Source organism: Hippea jasoniae (assembly GCF_000744435.1).
In the GTDB taxonomy this organism is placed as follows: Bacteria; Campylobacterota_A; Desulfurellia; order Desulfurellales; family Hippeaceae; genus Hippea; species Hippea jasoniae.
The window spans coordinates 1-18,652 of sequence record NZ_JQLX01000010.1 but is presented as its reverse complement, the minus strand read 5'-3'; the positions used below and the strand labels follow the sequence as shown (position 1 = coordinate 18,652).

The following is an 18,652-nucleotide window of genomic DNA, read 5'->3' as shown; positions in this document are numbered from 1 at the left end:
TAATAGTTTACAGGAGGTGAGCTATTAAACCCAAAAATAGAGGGCTTTTTGAGATGACAGCTGCAACACTGATATGGGGCTCTATCCCAATTTTTGCTATTCTTTGCAGTCTACCATCACCGATTTTTGTTTTCTTTAGAGTTCTGTTTGGTTTGCCTTTTGTTGTGGTTTTGTCTTTAAAATATATCGGAAAACAAAACCTCTTAAATCCAAAGCCGTTTTTGTGGATTTTTCTTTCGGGTGTTGCCCTTTCTCTAAACTGGATTTTCTTCTTTTTTGCCATCCAGATTACAGATGTGGCAACAGCCGTGATATTGTATTACTTTGGGCCTGTTTTTACGATCATTTTAGCCGTTGTATTTTTAAAAGAGCCTTTAACAAAAAGAGTGGCGATTTCAACTATCGTAGCATTCTTTGGCGCTATTCTAACCATTGCTCCATCTTTCGAAAAAAGCTCAAACATAACCTTATACGGCATATTAATAAGCCTTCTTGCAAGCCTGTTTTATGGACTACTGGGTTTTTTCTCAAAACTTGCAACAAAACATCATAAGCCTATAAAAATAACAACCTATCAGCTTGCCATATCGATTGTTTTTACGCTGCCGTTTGTGTTCTTTTTAAAATTCACGCTCGACACAACAACCATCCTTTTACTTATCGTTACAGGCATAATCCATACAGCTTTGGCATTGTTTTTATGGTATGATTCATTAAATTTTATAACCGTCTCTGAAGCTTCGGTTTTATCCTACCTTGATCCGTTCTTTGCCATCGCCCTTTCGTTTATCATCTTTGGCCAAAAACCACTACTTTTGCAAATTATAGGCGGAATTTTTATAGCCATAGGCGGCATCATGGTTTCGATGCAAAATACAAAAAGAAAGTTATCTTAAAAATTAAATATAAATTAGAAAATTAGTTAAATATTCTCTTACTATATAAAAATACTTGACTGAATAAATAAATTACTGTAAAAATATCCTTAGTTTTACAGGATTAGTTAAATGGATGAAGAACTACTTAAGGCTTTAAACAAATCAGATATACTTGGTTTTTATATATATTCAACTGGTGGATATATAGTTTATGCAAATAATGCATTTTGTAATTTTGTTGGTTATACGCCTGAAGAACTAAAACAGACAAAGCTAATCGATTTAATAGATGAGTCATACAAAAAAGAAGCAGATGGGATTATCAAGCGCAGGCTACAGGGCGAGGATTTTGTTGTTGAGCTGCAGGAGATTCTCTACAAGACAAAACAGGGATTTATAAGGCCTGCAATGAATTTTTGCTACACGGCAACCTACAACAACAACTATGCAGGCATAGTGATTGTTGTTGATCAGGCAAAACAAAAGATATATGAAATCTTTTATCGAATCCTGTCAAACATAAACAGAATAATATCAGAAACAGAAAATGAAAAAGAGGCTTTAGAGAAAATCTGTAAGGTTATATCTGAAGAAAAAGGGATAGACCTTGCCGTAATAGGTGCACCCGATCCAAAAAAACTATCGTATAAACCTCTATTTGCATACGGTGGAAAAGCCTATAAAACCCTATTTAAAAAGTCAAAGATTAGCATAGATCCACAAAAACCATCAGGCAGGGGCACAATAGGTCAGGCATATTGGACAAAAAAGATAGTTTCGGTTGGCGATGTATACAAAAACGACAACCTATCCTACTGGAGGGATTTACAAAAACGATTCGGTGTTTATTCAATCTGCTCTATTCCATTGTTAAGGTACGGCAAAACTGAATACATATTAACGCTATATTCAAAAATAAAAAACCTGTTTTCAGAGGAATACCTCTTTCTGTTTGAAAACATAAAAAAGGTAGTATCAGCTGCATTGGAGAAATTTGAAATAAACAAATTAAACAGAATTCTTCTAACAGCCATAGATAAATCCTTTGACTTAACTGTTGTTGCCGACAAAAACCTTAAAATACAGTTTGTAGGTGGCAGAATTGAACAGATTTTGGGTTATAAAAAAGAGGAAATTTTAGGCAAACCGTTTAAGATATTGATCTATGAAACCGCTGATGAAAGCCTTTTTGGATTTTACAGAAAGCTTCGAAAGTCTAATTTATTTTCAGAGGTTGCCTTATGCAAAGCAAAAAACGGAACACCAAGAAAGGTTATGCTTCAGATATCACAGATAAAAAGCGATACAACATACTACATAGCAGCCATTAAGGATATTACAAATGAAAAAGTGTTGATAAAAGCAATAGATGATATACTAAAAAAAGACCCTCTCACTGGCCTTCTAAACAGGGATGCCTTTATTGATGCTATAAACCGTTTTATCGAAAGAGCAAAATATAAAAAGATATTGGGTGGAGTATGCATTATAAACCCTGTTCAGTTTTCTTCCATTAATGAGATGTTTGGATTTGAAGCAGGTAATGAAATTCTAAAAAGTATCGCAAAACGCATAACTGCTTTTTTGAGGTCATACGATGTAGTGGCAAAGTTAGAAACATCAAGGTTTGGTGTGCTTTTTAAAGATATGAGCAATACAGAAGACATTATAAGTGTCAGCTCAAATCTGTTAAATCTTTTATCGAAACCATACAAAACAAAGGATGGCAGAGCCATTCAGATGATATTTAACTTCGGCGTAAGTGTTTTTCCTGTTGATGGAAAAACAGCAGATGAGCTGCTTTTAAAAGCCCACTTTTCATTAAAGGAGGCAAACAGAAACTCACCTTCTATTAGCTTTTACAAAGAAGAGATTAAGGAAAAAATCACAAAATCACTGAAAATAAAGATGGAAGCAGAAAAAGCTTTATCCAAGAAAGAATTCGCTCTATTCTATCAGCCATATTTTGAAACTCTATCCCAGAAAATAGCAGGCTCAGAAGCTCTTGTTCGGTGGATCAAAGAGGGCAATATAATATCACCCATAGAATTTATACCTGTTCTTGAAAGGTCAAATCTTATTGATAGATTTGAAAAATACATAGTGGATCATGCCATAAATGCATTAAAAAAAATACCTAAACCGTTAAAACTATCAATAAACATAACACCAACAAACCTCAAAAACAAAGCATTTGTTGATTTCTTAACTAAAAAAGCGGGCGATTTTTCAAAGAATATCTCAATTGAGATAACAGAAAGACTCTTGCTTGAAAATTTAAGCAAAGCCAGAGAAATTCTAACCCAACTGAAAGATAACGGCTTTTCCATCTCTGTGGATGATTTTGGCACTGGTTATTCCTCTCTAAGCTACATATCAAACCTCCCCATAGACACAATAAAAATAGATATTTGCTTTACAAGAAAAATGGTTGAAGATGCCAAAACCCGCGCCATTGTAAACACCATTATCTACCTTGCCAGACAGCTCAATCTAAAAACAATAGCTGAAGGCGTTGAAACAAAAGAGCAGCTTGAGATTTTAAAAGAGTTTGGATGCGATTACATTCAAGGGTATCTGCTTGCAAAACCGATGCCTGAGAGTGAGTTTTTACAGCTGATAAATAGCAATTTCTAATAATCCTCATAACAAAAAATCTGTAAAATTATCTGCATGTATAACATCAAATTCGGCATCGCTGTAATATTTCTGCCAACTTTTGGGTATTTTTGTATGCTTTGGAGTATATTTCATCTCAAAAGCATGAATTTTACCATCTGAAACTTCAACTAAATCGATTTCTTCACCGCTGTAGGTTCGCCAAAAATAGTAAAGTGCAGGAATACGAGCATAAGTTGCTTTTTTAATCTTTTCCATTACAATAAAATTCTCCCACAAGCCTCCTACATCATCCCTTAGATTAAGCGGATTAAAGTTCATTATTACCGCATTTCTGATACCGTTATCGATGAAGTAATACTTGCTTTTTGACGATATCTCTTTTCTTAAATTCCTACCAAAGCCTTCTACTTTCCTTATAATAAAACTCTTTTGCAGCAGATCAAGGTATCTTTTCACCGTTTTGACATCTACATGAAGGTTCACGGCAAGTTCACTCAATGAAACAAGCTGCCCTACCTGAAAACTCAACAATCTCAACAGATCAAGTAATAAAGTCGATGACTTCATCTTTTCGAAACTCAAGATGTCTTTAAGTAGATAGGAATTCACAAGCTCTTGTAATATTTCGATTTTCTCCTGTCTATCTTTAGCCAAAACAACCTCTGGATACATACCAAAAATAAGAAAATCCTCAATTCTCTCCTTTAATTCATATCTGTTGTAAACCCCATAAACTTCACTCAAACTAAATGGATATAAAAGAATTGTTCTTTTTCTGCCCGTTAAAGGTTCACCTGTTTTATTTATCAAATCAAAAGATGAAGAACCTGTCGCAATTACATAGATATCATCAACATAATCAACGATAATTTTTAACGCTTTGCCTATGTTATTTATATATTGAGCCTCATCGATTGCAATTAGTTGATACCCTTCACAGTATTCTTTTATTTTTTTTAGATCAGCTTTCTCAAACAATTCCTTCAAAAGTATATTATCTCCTGTATCAAACTTATACTTATAAGAAGTTTTATTTAAAAACTCTTTCACTAATGTTGTTTTCCCAACCCTTCTTGCTCCATATATGATTAATACCCTATTTTTTTTAATCAGTTTTTCTAAGTCGTAAGCCCTTTGGATATACATAATAAACTTGTAGCATAACTCCACATTTTTGTCAAAATTTGTGGAGTGTGACTCCAAGAATTTTTAAAAATTTCAGGATTTTATCTGCACTGGGATCCCACTTACCATCAACACAACCCTATCAGCCATTTTGGCAACCTTTTGATTGATGCTCCCAAGCATATCCCTATAGCGCCTGCTTAGGCTATCGGCTGGCACAATACCCATCCCCACCTCGTTTGTAACGATATACAGGTCAAAGTTTATCTTTTTTAAAATTTCCAAGAAATTATCTATCTCTTCGGTTTTGTTGTAGTGTAAAAGGTTGAATGTCCAAACAGTTAAGCAATCTACAACACAAACTGCATTATTTTCTACTTTTATCAAAGCATCCGACAAAAAAACAGGCTCCTCAATCGTTTCAAATAATCCTTCTCGCTCCTCTTTATGTCGCATAATCTTTTCTTTCATTTCATCGTCAAACGCCTCTGCTGTTGCAATAAAGTAGCGTTTGCAATTGTATTTCTTTGCCATCTCAACAGCATATCGGCTCTTGCCACTTTTTGCACCACCTGTAATTAAACAAATCATACAATCATTTTACACTTAAAAACTCTGCAATACAATCTCCTTGACAGTTGCAAAAAAATCATATATGCCTTTTCTAAAAAGGGGTCAGGATGAAAAAGGTTTTAATCTTACTGATTTTTGCATTATTTAGCATTAAAGCCTACGCAAGGAATCTACCGCCACCGCATGTTGATGCTTTGCGCATACATCTAAAGGATATCCCCTACTCAATAAACTACCCAGCTAAAGCAAAAGCCTCAAAGGATGTTGTTATAACTGCAAAAATCTCAGGGGAGCTACTAAAGCGCTACTTTAAAGAAGGTAGTTTCGTAAAAAAGGGTCAGCTGCTGTTTTTAATCGATCCATCGATCTATCAGGCTGAAGTCAATAGCATAAAAGCACAAATCCAGGCTCAAGAAGCAATCGTTGCTAAAACCGAAAAAGACTTTAAACGCTCACAAAAGGCTTTCTTAGAAAAACTCATATCTCCCGAAGCATTCGATAAGGCTTTATCAAGCTATAAATCCGCATTAGCAACACTAAAGATGCTAAAGGCAAAGCTCAAACTGGCCCAGATAAAGCTAAGCTACACCCGCATAAAAGCGCCTATAAGCGGAATAACATCACTTGTTTATAAAAACTGCGGCAACTACATCACAGGAGGCATGCCGCTTTTAAAAATCATAAAAATAGACCCCATTTATGTGTATTTTTCAATTAGCGACAAAGATTATTTCAAAATGGCAAAGCAGCTAAAAAGTGGAAAAATAAAGGTCTTTATCAAAAAAATCAACCAGACAGGCATAATTGACTATATATCAAAATCGATCGATCCTTCAACCTCGACTGTAAAACTCAGAGCAGTATTCAAAAACCACAAAAACAATCTACTTGACAATGAGTTTGTAAATATCTCCCTAACCGGCTTAAAATATCACAACGCCGCAGTCATACCCCAGACAAGCCTTATCCAGAACGGCCCAATCTCTATGGTTTTTGTGGTAAAAAACAATCATCCGATTCCACAAGTGGTAAAAATTATAGGGCAAAAGGGACTGAATTTTATTATTAAAGGCTTGCATGAAGGCGACCTTGTAATAATAGACAACTTAATTAAACTAAGAGGCGCAAAAAAAGTTATCATCGATAGGATTGTTGATAACAAATGATTTCAAAATTCTTTATCAACAGACCTCGCTTTGCCATTGTTATAGCCCTTATAATTATACTCGCCGGTGTTTTGGCAATAAAAAATCTGCCCGTTAAAGAATATCCAACACTATCGCCACCCCGTGTTACGATAGCTGCATACTATCCAGGCGCAGACCCCCAAACCATCCTAAACAGTGTGGCAACGATTATCGAAGATGCCATAAACGGCACACCAAATCTCTTATACATAGAATCAACCGCTTCTGAGGGTTCTTTAAACATAAGCGTTTATTTTAAAGTTGGAACAGACCCGGAGCTTGCAAAGATAGATGTTAACAACAGACTGCAAACAGTAATTTCCAAACTCCCAGAGCCAGTAAGAAGACTGGGCATCGTCGTAAGAAAGCGCAATCCTGATATACTAAAGGTTTATGCTTTCTACAGCAATACGATGGATACCACAACATTGAGCAACTACATATCGATAAATGTTCTTGATACGCTTAAACGGGTAGATGGCGTAGGCGATGCGATTATCTGGGGTGCAAGAAACTATGCAATAAGGGTATGGCTAAATCCTCAAAAGCTTTATTACTTCCACCTCACTCCTGAGGATGTTATCGCTGCAATAAAAAGGCAAAACAACAACTTTACAGCTGGTAGCATCGCAGCTCCACCAGATATTGAAAGATACTCAGCCTACACATACATCGTCAAAGGCGAAGGCAGGCTTAAAAGCGCAAAAGCCTTTCAAAATATAATTATTAGAAGTCTGCCCGATGGTGCTACGCTAAAGCTAAAAGATGTGGCAAAGGTAGAACTTGCAAGCGAAAGCTATGCGGTTAAAACATTTTTCAACACAAAACCCGCCGTGACAGTAGGAATATTCTCCGCCCCTCTTTCAAATGCATTGGCTGTCTCTCAAGCTGTAGATAAAAAACTCAAAGAACTTTCAAAAAATTTTCCCTCCGGTATCCGATACTCAACACCGTATGACCCAACAAAGTTTATTAAAGCCTCTATAGATGAGGTGATAGATACCCTGATTATCGCCCTGATTTTAGTAGTTGTGGTTGTTTATATCTTTTTAGGAAACATAAGGGCAACATTGATTCCTGTTTTGGCGATTCCCGTATCGATTATAGGAACATTTGCAGGTTTATACATCTTTGGCTTTTCTATCAATCTTTTGACGCTGTTTGGATTGATTTTAGCAATCGGTCTTGTTGTTGATGATGCCATCGTGGTTATTGAAAATGTTGAAAGGATCATGAGTGAGGAAAATCTGCCACCCAAAGAGGCAACAATTAAAGCGATGGATGAGATAACATCACCGATTATTGCCATTGTGCTTGTTTTATCAGCCGTTTTTGTGCCAGCAGCGTTTCTTGGCGGCTTCACAGGCAAAATGTTTGAGCAATTTGCAATCACGCTTTCTATCTCGATGTTTCTATCAGGCGTTGTTGCATTAACCTTAACACCCGCTCTATGCGCTGTTTTCTTAAAGAAGGATATGAAAGTGGTAAAACCGATTGAGCTGTTTCAAAGGTTTTTTGACTGGTTAACAGCTAAATTTGTCTCAACCATCACAAAGGTAATCAAATATGCTTTTTTTGCACTGATTATCTACGGAATTGTCATAATTGCGATTGTTCATCTTTATAAAAAACTACCTAAAGCCCTTGTGCCACCTGAGGATAAGGGAATCGTGTTTGTTATGACATATTTGATGCCAGGTGAGGCTGTCAGTCAAACAATAAAGGCTGTTCATCAGATCGAAAAGTCACTACTAAGAAACCCCTTAATAAAAAGCGAACTTTCTGTAGCTGGCATCGACCTTGCCTCCTTTTCGGTTCAGTCAAACTCCGCCATTACATTTGTAAACCTAAAGGATTGGTCAAAAAGAAAAGGTTTCAAAAAAAGCTCGATGTTTATCGCCAAAAGCATCATGTTTGAGGAATTTAGAAACAAAAAAGCGGCCGTTTATGCGTTTAACCCTCCACCAATTATGGGCATGAGTATCACCGGTGGTTTTAGCTTCTACATCCAGAACAGAAAAGGTGACCCGATCAATCTATTTCTCAAAAATATAAACAACTTTATAGCTCAGGCAAACAGGGATAAAAAGCTTATGAGCGTAAGAACAACGCTGATTGGCAACATCCCGCAGTTTGATATAAAGGTCAACAGACAGAAAGCCAAAATGCTTGGCGTAAATATAAACGATATCTATTCAACCATCACAGCTTACTTTTCTCGCTACTATGTTAACGACTTCAATCTATACGGCAAGGTGTTTCATGTCGATGTAGAGGCAGCAGGCAACTTTAGAAAATCGATTTATGATTACAGATACATATTCGTAAAATCAAGAAACGGTGCAATGGTGCCGATCGATACGCTCATAACCGTCAAACGCACAACAGCTCCATCGCTGCTTGAGCGTTTCAATCTGTTTGATGCTGCAAAAATCATCGGTATGCCAGCAGCAGGTTTTACCACAGGCGATGCAATGAAAGAAATAATAAAACTTGCAAAACAATATCTGCCTGAGGGATATACGATTGCATGGTCTGGTGCAAGCCTGCAGCAGCTAAAAGCACAAAAAAAGGGTCTAAAGGCCTATATATTCTCCATCATTTTTGTTTTTCTGATTCTAACAGCTCTTTATGAGAGCTTTTCTGCCCCTGTTTCGATTCTCTTAAGTATTCCTTTTGCAATCTTAGGCGCAGTTGGTGGTTTGTATCTGTTGCATCTTGAAAACGACATCTACATGCAAGTTGGCATTATAACTTTAATTGGTCTGTCTGCCAAAAACGCTATTCTGCTTGTGGAGTTTGGTTTCTACAAACTAAAAGAGGGATTAACACTCCTTGATGCTACAAAAGAAGCTGCCAAAATCCGATTCAGACCTATTGTTATGACTTCTGTTGCATTTATTGCAGGCTCTTTATCTTTGATTTTAAGCAGTGGTGCAGGTGCTATGTCTCGCCACATAATAGGCATTGTTGTGGTAAGCGGCATGGTTGCTGCAACCTTAATTGGTGTATTGTTTATACCGCTATTTTTCTATCTCATTCAAAAATTAAAAGGGTCTGTTGGATGAAAAAGATCGTTTTTGTTATAATTTTTGCCATACTTCTTACATCCTGCTCAACACAAAAGCCAATAAAACTACCAAAAATAGCTCTACCGGCTACCAAAGACAACAACACTTTAGTTGATACAAGCTGGTGGAGGCTGTTTGGCGATAGGCAGCTGTCAAAACTCATCAATTCAGCACTCAAAAACAACGACAATCTGCTTATAGCAAAACAGCGACTAAAAGAGGCTCAAATGCTTTATTCAATTTCGCAATCCAATCTTTATCCATCAATAGATCTCTCGGCATCATTTAGCCGCAATAAATACCCCAAATATACAAGAAAACCCATCTCAAACTCATACTCAACATCTGCTGTTTTTACCTACAATCCCGATTTCTTTGGAAAATTAACATCTCTAAAACAAGCCTCTTTTGAGCGATTCCTTGCCCAAAAAGAGCAGCTAAGATCCGTGAAGCTAAACATCACCCAGAGTATTTCAAACTCCTATATCGATCTATGCTTAACAGAAAAGCTTTTAAATATTAACAGAAAAATCTCAAAAGCCGCAGAAGATCTCAACACAATAAATAAAAAACTACTAAAAGCTGGTCTGATTGCACAAACAGAGCTCAACAACTCAGCTATTTTCCTTCTAAATACAAAACAATCACTCCAGAGTCTATTGTTAACCAAAAAAATAGAGCTTTCAGGTCTGGCTGTGCTGCTTGGAAAAAACCCGAAGGAAATGTTTGACTTTAATATAAACTGCTCTAAACTACCAGAACCGATACAGCCGCCAGCTTTTTTGCCTTCTGAGGTTATCAAAAAAAGACCCGATATCATGGCAGCTGAAAAAAACCTTTTAGCCTCGGGTTTTGACTTTAAAGCAAAAGAAAGGGAACTATTTCCCTCGATAACTTTAACAACCGAGACTGGCTTTAATTCAGCAAAACTAAATAAACTCATAAGACCTGATTCTGAATTTTTTAGTATAGCCTTGCAGCTTATAGAACATCTGTTTAGCTTTGGAAAGGTATCAAAACAGATAAAACTTGCAAAACTAAAGCAGAAAGAGGCTGCCTTAATCTACATAAAAACAATCAAAGAGGCATTCAAAGAGATTCACGACTGTCTGCAAAATCTAAAAACAACAAAACAAAACCTCAAAAACCAGCAAGCAATTCTAAAAAACCAACAAGCTATTCTAAATACAATTATAAAAAAATACACAATAGGTCTTGCAAACAAAAGCGAGCTACTCAAAGGGCAAATATCATATCTAAAACAGCTTCAAAATACAGAAACACTTAAAGCACAATATATCAAAGCTTTAGTTAATCTATATGTGGCTTTGGGTGGTGGATGGAAACAGTAGAGATCACCTCAAAGGGGTTTGAAAAACTAAGAAGGGGCGAGGTCTGGATCTACAACAAGGAGATCGAATCTATTCCATCTGTTAAAGTCGGTAGCATAGCAACCCTCACATTTAAATCTAAGCCTTATGCTTTAGCGTTTATCAATCCCTTAAGCAAAATCACAGCAAGGGTTTTAACTTTCAACATAAACGAAACAATAGACAAAAAGTTTTTTGAAAAACGGATCAAAAACGCCATAGACAGACGCAAAACCATCAAAAACACAGACGCCTTTAGACTAATCCATGCAGAGGCAGACAACCTGCCGGGTTTAATTGTTGATAAATACGCAGACCATTTAGTGGTGAGTTTTGATTCTGCTGGTATTAACAATTTTAGAGAGATAATAATTCAAATACTCAAAAATATGTTAAAACCATCTGTAGTTTATGAAAGGGCTAACCCCTCAGCAACAAAAGAGGGCCTAACTAACGCAAGCAGAACCATCTATGGCACATTAAAAGAAAATCTTACTATAACCGAAGAAAACAAAAGCTTTTTTATAACAATTAAAGAGGGTCAAAAAACCGGTTTTTACCTTGACCAGAGGAAAAATCGCTCAATTATTGCCACATTAAAACCAAAAAAGCTCCTTGATTTGTTTGCCTACAGCGGCGGATTTGGCATAAGGGCAAATGCAGATTTTACAAAGTTTGTTGAGATTTCAGATAGAAACTGTCAATTGATAGAAAAAAACTGCAAACTCAATAAACTAAAAAACTATCAAATCATAAACGACAATGTTTTTGACTTTTTAGAAAAAGAAACTGCACGGTACGATACAATTGTGATTGACCCTCCTCCGTTTGCAAAAAACAAAAAAGCAGTCAATAATGCTATAAAAGCCACAACATTCTTGATCGATAGAGCATTAAAGCTTTTGGAAAACAACGGCTTTTTAGCAATCTTTAGCTGCTCTAAAGCCGTGGGTTATAACGAACTTCTTTTAGCAGCTCTAAAAGCCTCAACAAAAAACAGCTGTAGACTGGAAACGATTGCCTATCTAAAGCAGGATATAGACCATCCATCAATCATCAACATACCAAGCTCTCACTATTTAAGCGGTTTTCTGTTTAGAAAAATACAATTATGAACGGATACTTTATTACAATTAGCGGTATTGTTCAATCTGTTGGTTTTAGACCAACAATCCACAGGCTGTTTAAAAACTACACTGGCTGGGTAAGAAATGATGCAGGTGGCGTTGAGATATATTTAGAGACCCCTCTAAGCAAAGATGAGGTAGAAAGTTTAATAACAAACAATGCACCGCCAAACTCAAAAATAGAAAAGATATCAACAAAACAAGCAACCATAAAAAAACCAGTATTTGATCATTTTTTTATCAGGCACAGTAAAACTCAAAACAATTCAACTCCAGCTATACCGCCTGACTTAGGTATCTGTGATGAGTGTTTAAAAGAGCTCTTTGATAAAAACAACAGGCGATACCTTCATCCATTTATCAACTGCACAAACTGCGGACCGCGTTTTTCGATTATTCAATCATCCCCCTATGACAGAGACAAAACAACGATGAAACAGTTCAAAATGTGTGATAGATGCAAAGAGGAGTTTACAGATCCTAAAAACAGGCGATTCCATGCTCAACCGATCTGCTGCAAAGACTGTGGTCCCTCATACTTTCTTGTTAAAAACAAAAAACCCATTGCAAAAGATTTAGATGCCATAAAGATTTTTGCCCAGACAATTAAAAGCGGCGGTGTAGGTTTGCTAAAAGGCATCGGCGGTTATCATTTAATTTGCAACCCATTTAACAAAGAGGCTACTAAAAGAATTATCAACATAAAAAGGCGAGAAAATAAGCCGTTTGCCGTAATTGCAGAGAATATAGAAACAGTTAAAGAACTCTGCTTTGTCAACAAAAAAGAAGAGCAGCTACTTAAAGACCCATCAAAGCCCATACTGCTTTTGAAAGCTAAAAATCATCAAACCTTAAGCAACATCCGTTTTGGCTCACCATTTATAGGGGTTATGTTAGCCTATGCCCCCATTCATCATCTACTATTTCACTTCAGCGGCTTAAAACTTCTTGTTGCAACAAGTGCAAACATTACAGAAAAACCGCTACTTTACAAAGATAACGAAGCAATTCGCTTTGAAGGCGTTGATGAAGTCTTAACAAACAACAGACGGATTGTTAGACCACTTGAAGACTCAATTGCTGCTGTAGTAAACTCAAATAGAATAACATACAGATTTGCAAGGGGGTTTGCACCTGGTGTTTTTTTAAGAAAAACAAGACCCGCGCTGCTCTGTCTTGGTGCCGATATGAAAAACAACATTGCAATAACAATTAAAGATAAAATCATCGTCTCACAATACAGTGGCAATCTTTCAGAGTTTGATAACTATTTAAGATTTGAGGAAAAAATCAACGATTTTTTGAATTTCTACCATATAAAACCATCTCTAATTGTATGCGATAAGCATCCGGAATATTTTTCAACCTCTTATGCAAAGGAGCATTTCAACAACATCTATCAAACCCAACACCACAAAGCACATTTTGGCAGTGTGATTTTGGAGCATCACCTTAAAGAGGCGATCGGAGTGGTGCTTGATGGCACAGGCTTTGGCGATGATGGCAATATCTGGGGTGGTGAGTTTTTTGTTTTGCAGCAAAACACTATAAATCGGATTGGACACTTTAAGTATATGCCTTTTGACTTTGGCGATATGGCGATAAAACAGCCCTTCAGACTTGCCCTTTTGTGGTTAAAAAACTTAAATATCACAAACCATAGATTATTTGAACAACACAGAAACATTGCAGGGTTTCTCAATATCTCTAAAAACACATTAAAAACAAGCAGCGTTGGTAGATTGTTTGATGTTGTGAGTGCTCTTTTAGATGTTGCAAACTACAACCACTATGAAGGATATGCTGCAATAAAGCTTATGGAAAAAGCGTTTTATTCAAACTCAAAAGAGATTCTGCCCTACAGAATAAAAAATTTTGATATAGACTTTTCAGATACGATAAAAGTCATAGCAAATAGAACCGACCAACAAGATTGCTCGAAAGCCTTTCACAACACACTTATAGAGGCCATCACAAAAAACATTCAAAGAATCTCTGCATCTGTTGGTATAAAAACTGTTGCTTTAAGCGGTGGCGTATTTCAAAATACGATTCTGCTTGAGGGTCTTATAAAAAGACTTTCAAAAAACAACTTTAAGGTGTATTTTAACTCTGAATTGCCTATAAACGACGGTGGGGTTTGTTTTGGTCAGGTGTGGATGGCAAATAATTTTGCGGAGGATTAAACAATGTGTCTTGGCATAGCGATGAAGGTTGTGGAAATCTACGACGGTGGACTAAACGGCGTGGTTGAGACTGGCGGTGTTAAAAAGCACTGTTTCTTTCACCTTATAGACGATTTGAAGGTGGGGGATTATGTGATTGTTCATGCAGGATGCGCCATAGAAAAGATAGACGAAAAAGACGCAATGGAAAATATGAAGCTCATCGAACAATGCCTGCTTGGTGATGAGGTAGAAAGCGATGAACCTTGAGCTTTTCAGTGACCCTCAGATTGTAAAAAAACTTGCAAAAGCCATACAAACAGAGGCAGCAAAACTCAAAAAAGAGATAAAGATCATGCATATCTGTGGCACACACGAAAACTCCATCATCCGATTTGGCTTACGAGACCTTTTGCCAGCAAACATTCGCGTTATCGCAGGCCCTGGATGTCCAGTATGCGTGACAAGCTCAAGGGATATAGATGCAGTTATAAATTTAGCCTTAAAAGAAAATGTATGCATAACCACTTTTGGCGATATGCTTAAAGTGCCAGGCAGTAAACTCTCACTCCATGGTGCAAAATCACACGGCGCAGATATTAAAATGGTTTATAGTATTTACGATGCAATAGAGCTATCAAAGAATTCAAACAAACCGGTTGTATTCTTTGCCTGCGGTTTTGAAACAACAGCAGCAGGCACAGCAGCTGCTATCTTAGATCTAAAACTTCCATCAAACTTTTTCATCTACAGCGTTCACAAATACACACCAGATGGTGTCTATGCATTGCTAAAAAGCGGAAAAATCGACATGGATGGCTTAATTCTGCCAGGTCATGCATCGGCAATCTCTGGTTTAAGAACATACGAACGATTTGCTTTTGAATTCCATATTCCATCTGTCGCAGCCGGTTTTGAAGCAGCCGATATTCTGCTTGCCATTCTGCTGATTGTAAAGCAAATAAACTCAAACCAGGCAAAGGTTGAAAACACCTACAACCGGGTAATCAATTATGAAGGAAACACAAAAGCTCAACAGATTATGGATAGGGTGTTTAGCTTGGGTGAAGCCATCTGGAGAGGCCTTGGGACAATTGAGCATACCGGTTATATTTTAAAGGATGAATTTGCGTATGTCGATGCAACAAAGCATTTTAATTTTGAATATCCCAACCACTACATCGAACATAAAAAAGGATGCAGATGCAGGGATGTAATTTTAGGCAAAGCCCAGCCTACAGACTGCCCACTTTATGCAAAACACTGCACACCTTACAACCCTGTAGGACCCTGCATGGTTTCAGATGAAGGCACATGCAAAAACTTCTACGATGGAGGTATCGGTGAGTGATGTAATAACCATAGATCACGGCTCTGGAGGAAAATTAACCTTAGAGCTAATCGAAAATATCTTTAAAGCTGAAAACGGCCTTGATGCAGCTATTCTTGATGATTTAGCATTCACAACCGATTCACATTCCATAAAACCGCTGTTTTTCGATGGAGGCGATATAGGAAAATTAGCCGTAAGTGGCACAGTAAACGATCTATTATGCGTTGGAGCAAAGCCGCTTTATATCTCATCCGCCTTTATAATCGAGGCTGGCTTTGAAATAGAAAAGCTTCAAAAAATCGTTAATTCCATGCAAGAGGAAGCAAGAAAGGCCAATGTTAAAATCGTTTGCGGTGATACAAAGGTTGTAGAAAAAGGCAAATGCGACGGTGTCTACATAAATACCTCAGGTATTGGAAAAATCATCAAAAAAATAGATGGCTCAAATGTAGAAGATGGCGATGCTGTTATTATAACAGGCAGTATAGGAGATCATGGCTTCTCTATCATGAATAAAAGGGAAAACTTAAACATAGATGTAAACCTAAAAAGCGATGTAACCCAGCTAAGCGATGTGATTCTGCCTCTTTTAAACTCAGATATAGACATTAAGTTTATGCGCGATCCCACAAGGGGCGGTCTTGCCATGTGCCTAAACGAGTTATGCTACAAAAGACACTTTGGATTTGAAATATACGAGGATAAAATCCCCATAAAGGAAGAGGTTAGAGTTATAAGTGAGATATTGGGCATAGAACCCTACTTTGCCGCAAATGAAGGAAAAATGGTCATAGTGGTCAAAAAAGAGGATGCACCTAAAACAGTTGAAATGTTAAAGAAAAATCCAAAATCAAAAGATGCAGCAATTATTGGAGAGGTAAAAAATAGCCTGCAGGGCAAGGTTGTTTTAATTACACCGTTTGGCTCAAAAAGAATCTTAAAAATGCCTGTATCGGATAAGATGCCAAGGATCTGTTAGGAGGAAACCATGAAAAGCTACAGGAAAGAACTCTGGTTTAACACAAAGAATCGCATTGAGTTTATAAACATTACAGATGAGGTTCAAAAAGCAGTTAAAGAAAGCGGCATAAAAGAGGGATTGTGTCTTGTTAATGCCATGCATATAACAGCATCGGTGTTTATCAACGACGATGAAAAAGGATTACATGAGGATTACAAACAATGGCTTGAATGGCTTGCACCACACGATCCTTCACGATACAAACATAACCTAACAGGTGAAACAAACGGCGATGCACACCTAAAAAGGCAGGTTATGGGCAGAGAGGTTGTTGTGGCTATTACCAATGGAGAGCTGGATTTTGGACCGTGGGAGCAGATATTTTACGGAGAATTTGACGGCCAAAGACCCAAACGCGTGTTGATTAAAATTATCGGTGAATAAATAATAATTTTGTGTATAGTTTAACAAATTTGTAAAAAATATACTAAAACTTGGCCAACTCATCATTGATATATTTTTATTTTTATTTATAAAAACAACAACGGCATATATTTTGCTTCAACCCCTTTTCAGAAAACAAAACGGAGGGGGTTTATGAGAAAAACCGCACTGTTTACCTTGTTATTCAGTATCCTTCCTGCTGCATGTTTTGCATCAGGAGGCACAATAGACTCAGGCGATACAGCATGGCTGCTTATTTCAGCTGCACTTGTAATGATGATGACACCCGCAGGCCTTGCACTGTTTTACGGCGGAATGACCCGCAGCAAAAACATTCTAAACTCCATGGCTATGTCGTTTGTTACATACGGGATCGTAAGTGTTTTGTGGGTATTGTTTCAGTTTAGCCTTACATTTGGTGGCGATATTCATGGAATAATCGGCAATCTCAGATATCTATTTTTATCGGGCTCAATAAAAGAGGTATTTGAAGGCACGCATGTCTCGGTAATGGCTTTTGCGGCTTTCCAGCTCACCTTTGCAGCAATCACCACAGCCCTTATAAGCGGTTCAATAGTAGAGAGGGTAAAATTTTCAAGTTGGGTGGTATTCAGCATAATCTGGTCAACGATCGTTTATGCTCCACTTGCTCATTGGGTGTGGGGCGGCGGATGGCTCACAAAGATGGGTATAGCCGATTTTGCAGGAGGCCTTGTTGTTGAAACCTGCTCAGGTATTGCAGGTTTAGTTTTTGCATTAATGATCAGACCAAGAAGGGGATTTAACAAAACCGCAATGCCGCCTTCATCCATTGCTTTATCCGCATTTGGCGGTGCAATGCTGTGGTTTGGCTGGTTTGGATTTAATGCAGGAAGCGCTATATCAAGCGGTGCACTGGCTTCAAACGCCTTTATCGTCACAAACACAGCAGGAGCTATGGGTGCTTTAAGCTGGATGGCTTTGGATTGGCTTATACACAAGCATCCAACCGTATTGGGCTTTGTTTCTGGTGCGGTTGCCGGTCTTGTTGCCATAACACCTGCAGCAGGTTTTGTAAATAACGCTGGCGCCATTGTTATAGGCCTTGTCGCAGGCATTATCAGCTGGTTTGCAACAGGTTATCTCAAATACCTGTTTAAATATGATGACTCATTAGATGTATTTGGTGTCCATGGTCTAAACGGCATCTGGGGAATGATAGCCATAGGTCTTTTTGCAGACCCAAAAATCAACTTTGCAAAGGGCATCTTTTACGGCTCTTTCCACCAGCTAACAATTCAACTCATCGGCGTTGGGGCAACCATCTCATTTGTTGCAATAGGCACATTTATCAGCGTAAAAATCACATCGCTTCTAACAAACGGCATCAGAGTTGATGATGAGACCGAGGAAAAAGGACTCGACATTGCCGTCCACACAGAAAAGGGCTTTGAATTATAGCACGGGGCTTCTGCCCCTTTTCTAAACTTAACTATCTTCAGGCATATTTTATTCACTTCAAACTTTAAGAATTTCATCGTTTGGGCTATTATTTGGAAAATTTTTTCTGTAGCCCAGCACTTACTTTTTTTGATTGAGTTTATAGATGAAATTGAGTATAATTATCGCAGAATTAGGCCTCAGTAGATAGATTAAGATTTTCAAGTTAAGTAAGTGCTGGGGTCAAAAAGTGATCTTTTACAATAAAATATGGCTGTTTTCTCGTACAGCGGGTCCAGCACTTACTTCTATTAACAGACTTTATTTTCCCTAAAATCTATTATTTTGAAAATGATACTTTTCTACAAAAAAAGAGT

General features: G+C 37.4%; 14 protein-coding genes. 12 read left to right on the top strand and 2 right to left on the bottom strand.

Annotated elements, in window-relative coordinates; all coding sequences use genetic code 11:
* Window positions 1-53: 53 nt before the first annotated feature.
* Window positions 54-896 (top strand): DMT family transporter, encoded by an 843-nt coding sequence (locus tag EK17_RS00850; RefSeq protein ID WP_051904327.1) that lies wholly within the window; start codon window positions 54-56, stop codon window positions 894-896.
* A 111-nt stretch (window positions 897-1,007) separates the two neighbouring features.
* Window positions 1,008-3,515, top strand: coding sequence for an EAL domain-containing protein (locus EK17_RS00845; protein ID WP_035586666.1), 2,508 nt, complete (start codon window positions 1,008-1,010; stop codon window positions 3,513-3,515).
* A 6-nt stretch (window positions 3,516-3,521) separates the two neighbouring features.
* Here the strand turns inward: EK17_RS00845 and EK17_RS00840 are convergent, their stop codons facing one another.
* Entirely contained in the window at window positions 3,522-4,646 is a 1,125-nt protein-coding gene (locus tag EK17_RS00840; protein ID WP_035586665.1) for an ATP-binding protein, read from the bottom strand.
* A 72-nt stretch (window positions 4,647-4,718) separates the two neighbouring features.
* On the bottom strand, window positions 4,719-5,216 hold the full coding sequence (gene cobU / locus EK17_RS00835; RefSeq protein WP_035586657.1) for a bifunctional adenosylcobinamide kinase/adenosylcobinamide-phosphate guanylyltransferase: 498 nt from the start codon (window positions 5,214-5,216) through the stop codon (window positions 4,719-4,721).
* 89 nt (window positions 5,217-5,305) lie between these two features.
* Here cobU and EK17_RS00830 point away from each other — a divergent pair, with 89 nt between their 5' ends.
* From EK17_RS00830 to EK17_RS00785, 10 genes are all read left to right on the top strand, one after another.
* On the top strand, window positions 5,306-6,364 hold the full coding sequence (locus tag EK17_RS00830) for an efflux RND transporter periplasmic adaptor subunit (protein ID WP_035586655.1): 1,059 nt from the start codon (window positions 5,306-5,308) through the stop codon (window positions 6,362-6,364).
* Window positions 6,361-9,453, top strand: a complete 3,093-nt coding sequence (locus tag EK17_RS00825; RefSeq protein ID WP_035586654.1) for an efflux RND transporter permease subunit — start codon at window positions 6,361-6,363, stop codon at window positions 9,451-9,453. Before EK17_RS00830 ends, EK17_RS00825 begins: the two co-directional genes overlap by 4 nt.
* On the top strand, window positions 9,450-10,808 hold the full coding sequence (locus EK17_RS00820; RefSeq protein WP_035586651.1) for an efflux transporter outer membrane subunit: 1,359 nt from the start codon (window positions 9,450-9,452) through the stop codon (window positions 10,806-10,808). The genes EK17_RS00825 and EK17_RS00820 overlap by 4 nt, the downstream gene beginning before the upstream one ends.
* On the top strand, window positions 10,796-11,941 hold the full coding sequence (locus EK17_RS00815) for a class I SAM-dependent rRNA methyltransferase (protein ID WP_035586649.1): 1,146 nt from the start codon (window positions 10,796-10,798) through the stop codon (window positions 11,939-11,941). The genes EK17_RS00820 and EK17_RS00815 overlap by 13 nt, the downstream gene beginning before the upstream one ends.
* Window positions 11,938-14,139 (top strand): carbamoyltransferase HypF, encoded by a 2,202-nt coding sequence (hypF, locus tag EK17_RS00810; RefSeq protein WP_035586647.1) that lies wholly within the window; start codon window positions 11,938-11,940, stop codon window positions 14,137-14,139. Before EK17_RS00815 ends, hypF begins: the two co-directional genes overlap by 4 nt.
* A 3-nt stretch (window positions 14,140-14,142) precedes the next feature.
* Window positions 14,143-14,388, top strand: coding sequence for a HypC/HybG/HupF family hydrogenase formation chaperone (locus EK17_RS00805; RefSeq protein ID WP_035586645.1), 246 nt, complete (start codon window positions 14,143-14,145; stop codon window positions 14,386-14,388).
* Entirely contained in the window at window positions 14,378-15,469 is a 1,092-nt protein-coding gene (hypD, locus tag EK17_RS00800; RefSeq protein WP_035586643.1) for a hydrogenase formation protein HypD, read from the top strand. Before EK17_RS00805 ends, hypD begins: the two co-directional genes overlap by 11 nt.
* Entirely contained in the window at window positions 15,462-16,430 is a 969-nt protein-coding gene (gene hypE, locus EK17_RS00795) for a hydrogenase expression/formation protein HypE (protein ID WP_051904326.1), read from the top strand. Before hypD ends, hypE begins: the two co-directional genes overlap by 8 nt.
* A 9-nt stretch (window positions 16,431-16,439) precedes the next feature.
* Window positions 16,440-16,856: a secondary thiamine-phosphate synthase enzyme YjbQ gene (locus EK17_RS00790; protein ID WP_035586637.1), complete on the top strand. Its 417-nt coding sequence runs from the start codon at window positions 16,440-16,442 to the stop codon at window positions 16,854-16,856.
* 153 nt (window positions 16,857-17,009) lie between these two features.
* A complete protein-coding gene (locus tag EK17_RS00785; RefSeq protein WP_035586635.1) occupies window positions 17,010-18,296 on the top strand; it encodes an ammonium transporter in 1,287 nt (428 codons plus the stop codon).
* Window positions 18,297-18,652 lie beyond the last annotated feature (356 nt).

What these genes read in the sequence shown, in the direction of transcription:
- EK17_RS00850 (WP_051904327.1), top strand. Translation starts at nt 54, where the DNA reads ATGACAGCTGCAACACTGATATGGGGCTCTATCCCAATTTTTGCTATT.
- EK17_RS00845 (WP_035586666.1), top strand. Translation starts at nt 1,008, where the DNA reads ATGGATGAAGAACTACTTAAGGCTTTAAACAAATCAGATATACTTGGT.
- EK17_RS00840 (WP_035586665.1), bottom strand. Translation starts at nt 4,646, where the DNA reads ATGTATATCCAAAGGGCTTACGACTTAGAAAAACTGATTAAAAAAAAT.
- cobU (WP_035586657.1), bottom strand. Translation starts at nt 5,216, where the DNA reads ATGATTTGTTTAATTACAGGTGGTGCAAAAAGTGGCAAGAGCCGATAT.
- EK17_RS00830 (WP_035586655.1), top strand. Translation starts at nt 5,306, where the DNA reads ATGAAAAAGGTTTTAATCTTACTGATTTTTGCATTATTTAGCATTAAA.
- EK17_RS00825 (WP_035586654.1), top strand. Translation starts at nt 6,361, where the DNA reads ATGATTTCAAAATTCTTTATCAACAGACCTCGCTTTGCCATTGTTATA.
- EK17_RS00820 (WP_035586651.1), top strand. Translation starts at nt 9,450, where the DNA reads ATGAAAAAGATCGTTTTTGTTATAATTTTTGCCATACTTCTTACATCC.
- EK17_RS00815 (WP_035586649.1), top strand. Translation starts at nt 10,796, where the DNA reads ATGGAAACAGTAGAGATCACCTCAAAGGGGTTTGAAAAACTAAGAAGG.
- hypF (WP_035586647.1), top strand. Translation starts at nt 11,938, where the DNA reads ATGAACGGATACTTTATTACAATTAGCGGTATTGTTCAATCTGTTGGT.
- EK17_RS00805 (WP_035586645.1), top strand. Translation starts at nt 14,143, where the DNA reads ATGTGTCTTGGCATAGCGATGAAGGTTGTGGAAATCTACGACGGTGGA.
- hypD (WP_035586643.1), top strand. Translation starts at nt 14,378, where the DNA reads ATGAACCTTGAGCTTTTCAGTGACCCTCAGATTGTAAAAAAACTTGCA.
- EK17_RS00790 (WP_035586637.1), top strand. Translation starts at nt 16,440, where the DNA reads ATGAAAAGCTACAGGAAAGAACTCTGGTTTAACACAAAGAATCGCATT.
- EK17_RS00785 (WP_035586635.1), top strand. Translation starts at nt 17,010, where the DNA reads ATGAGAAAAACCGCACTGTTTACCTTGTTATTCAGTATCCTTCCTGCT.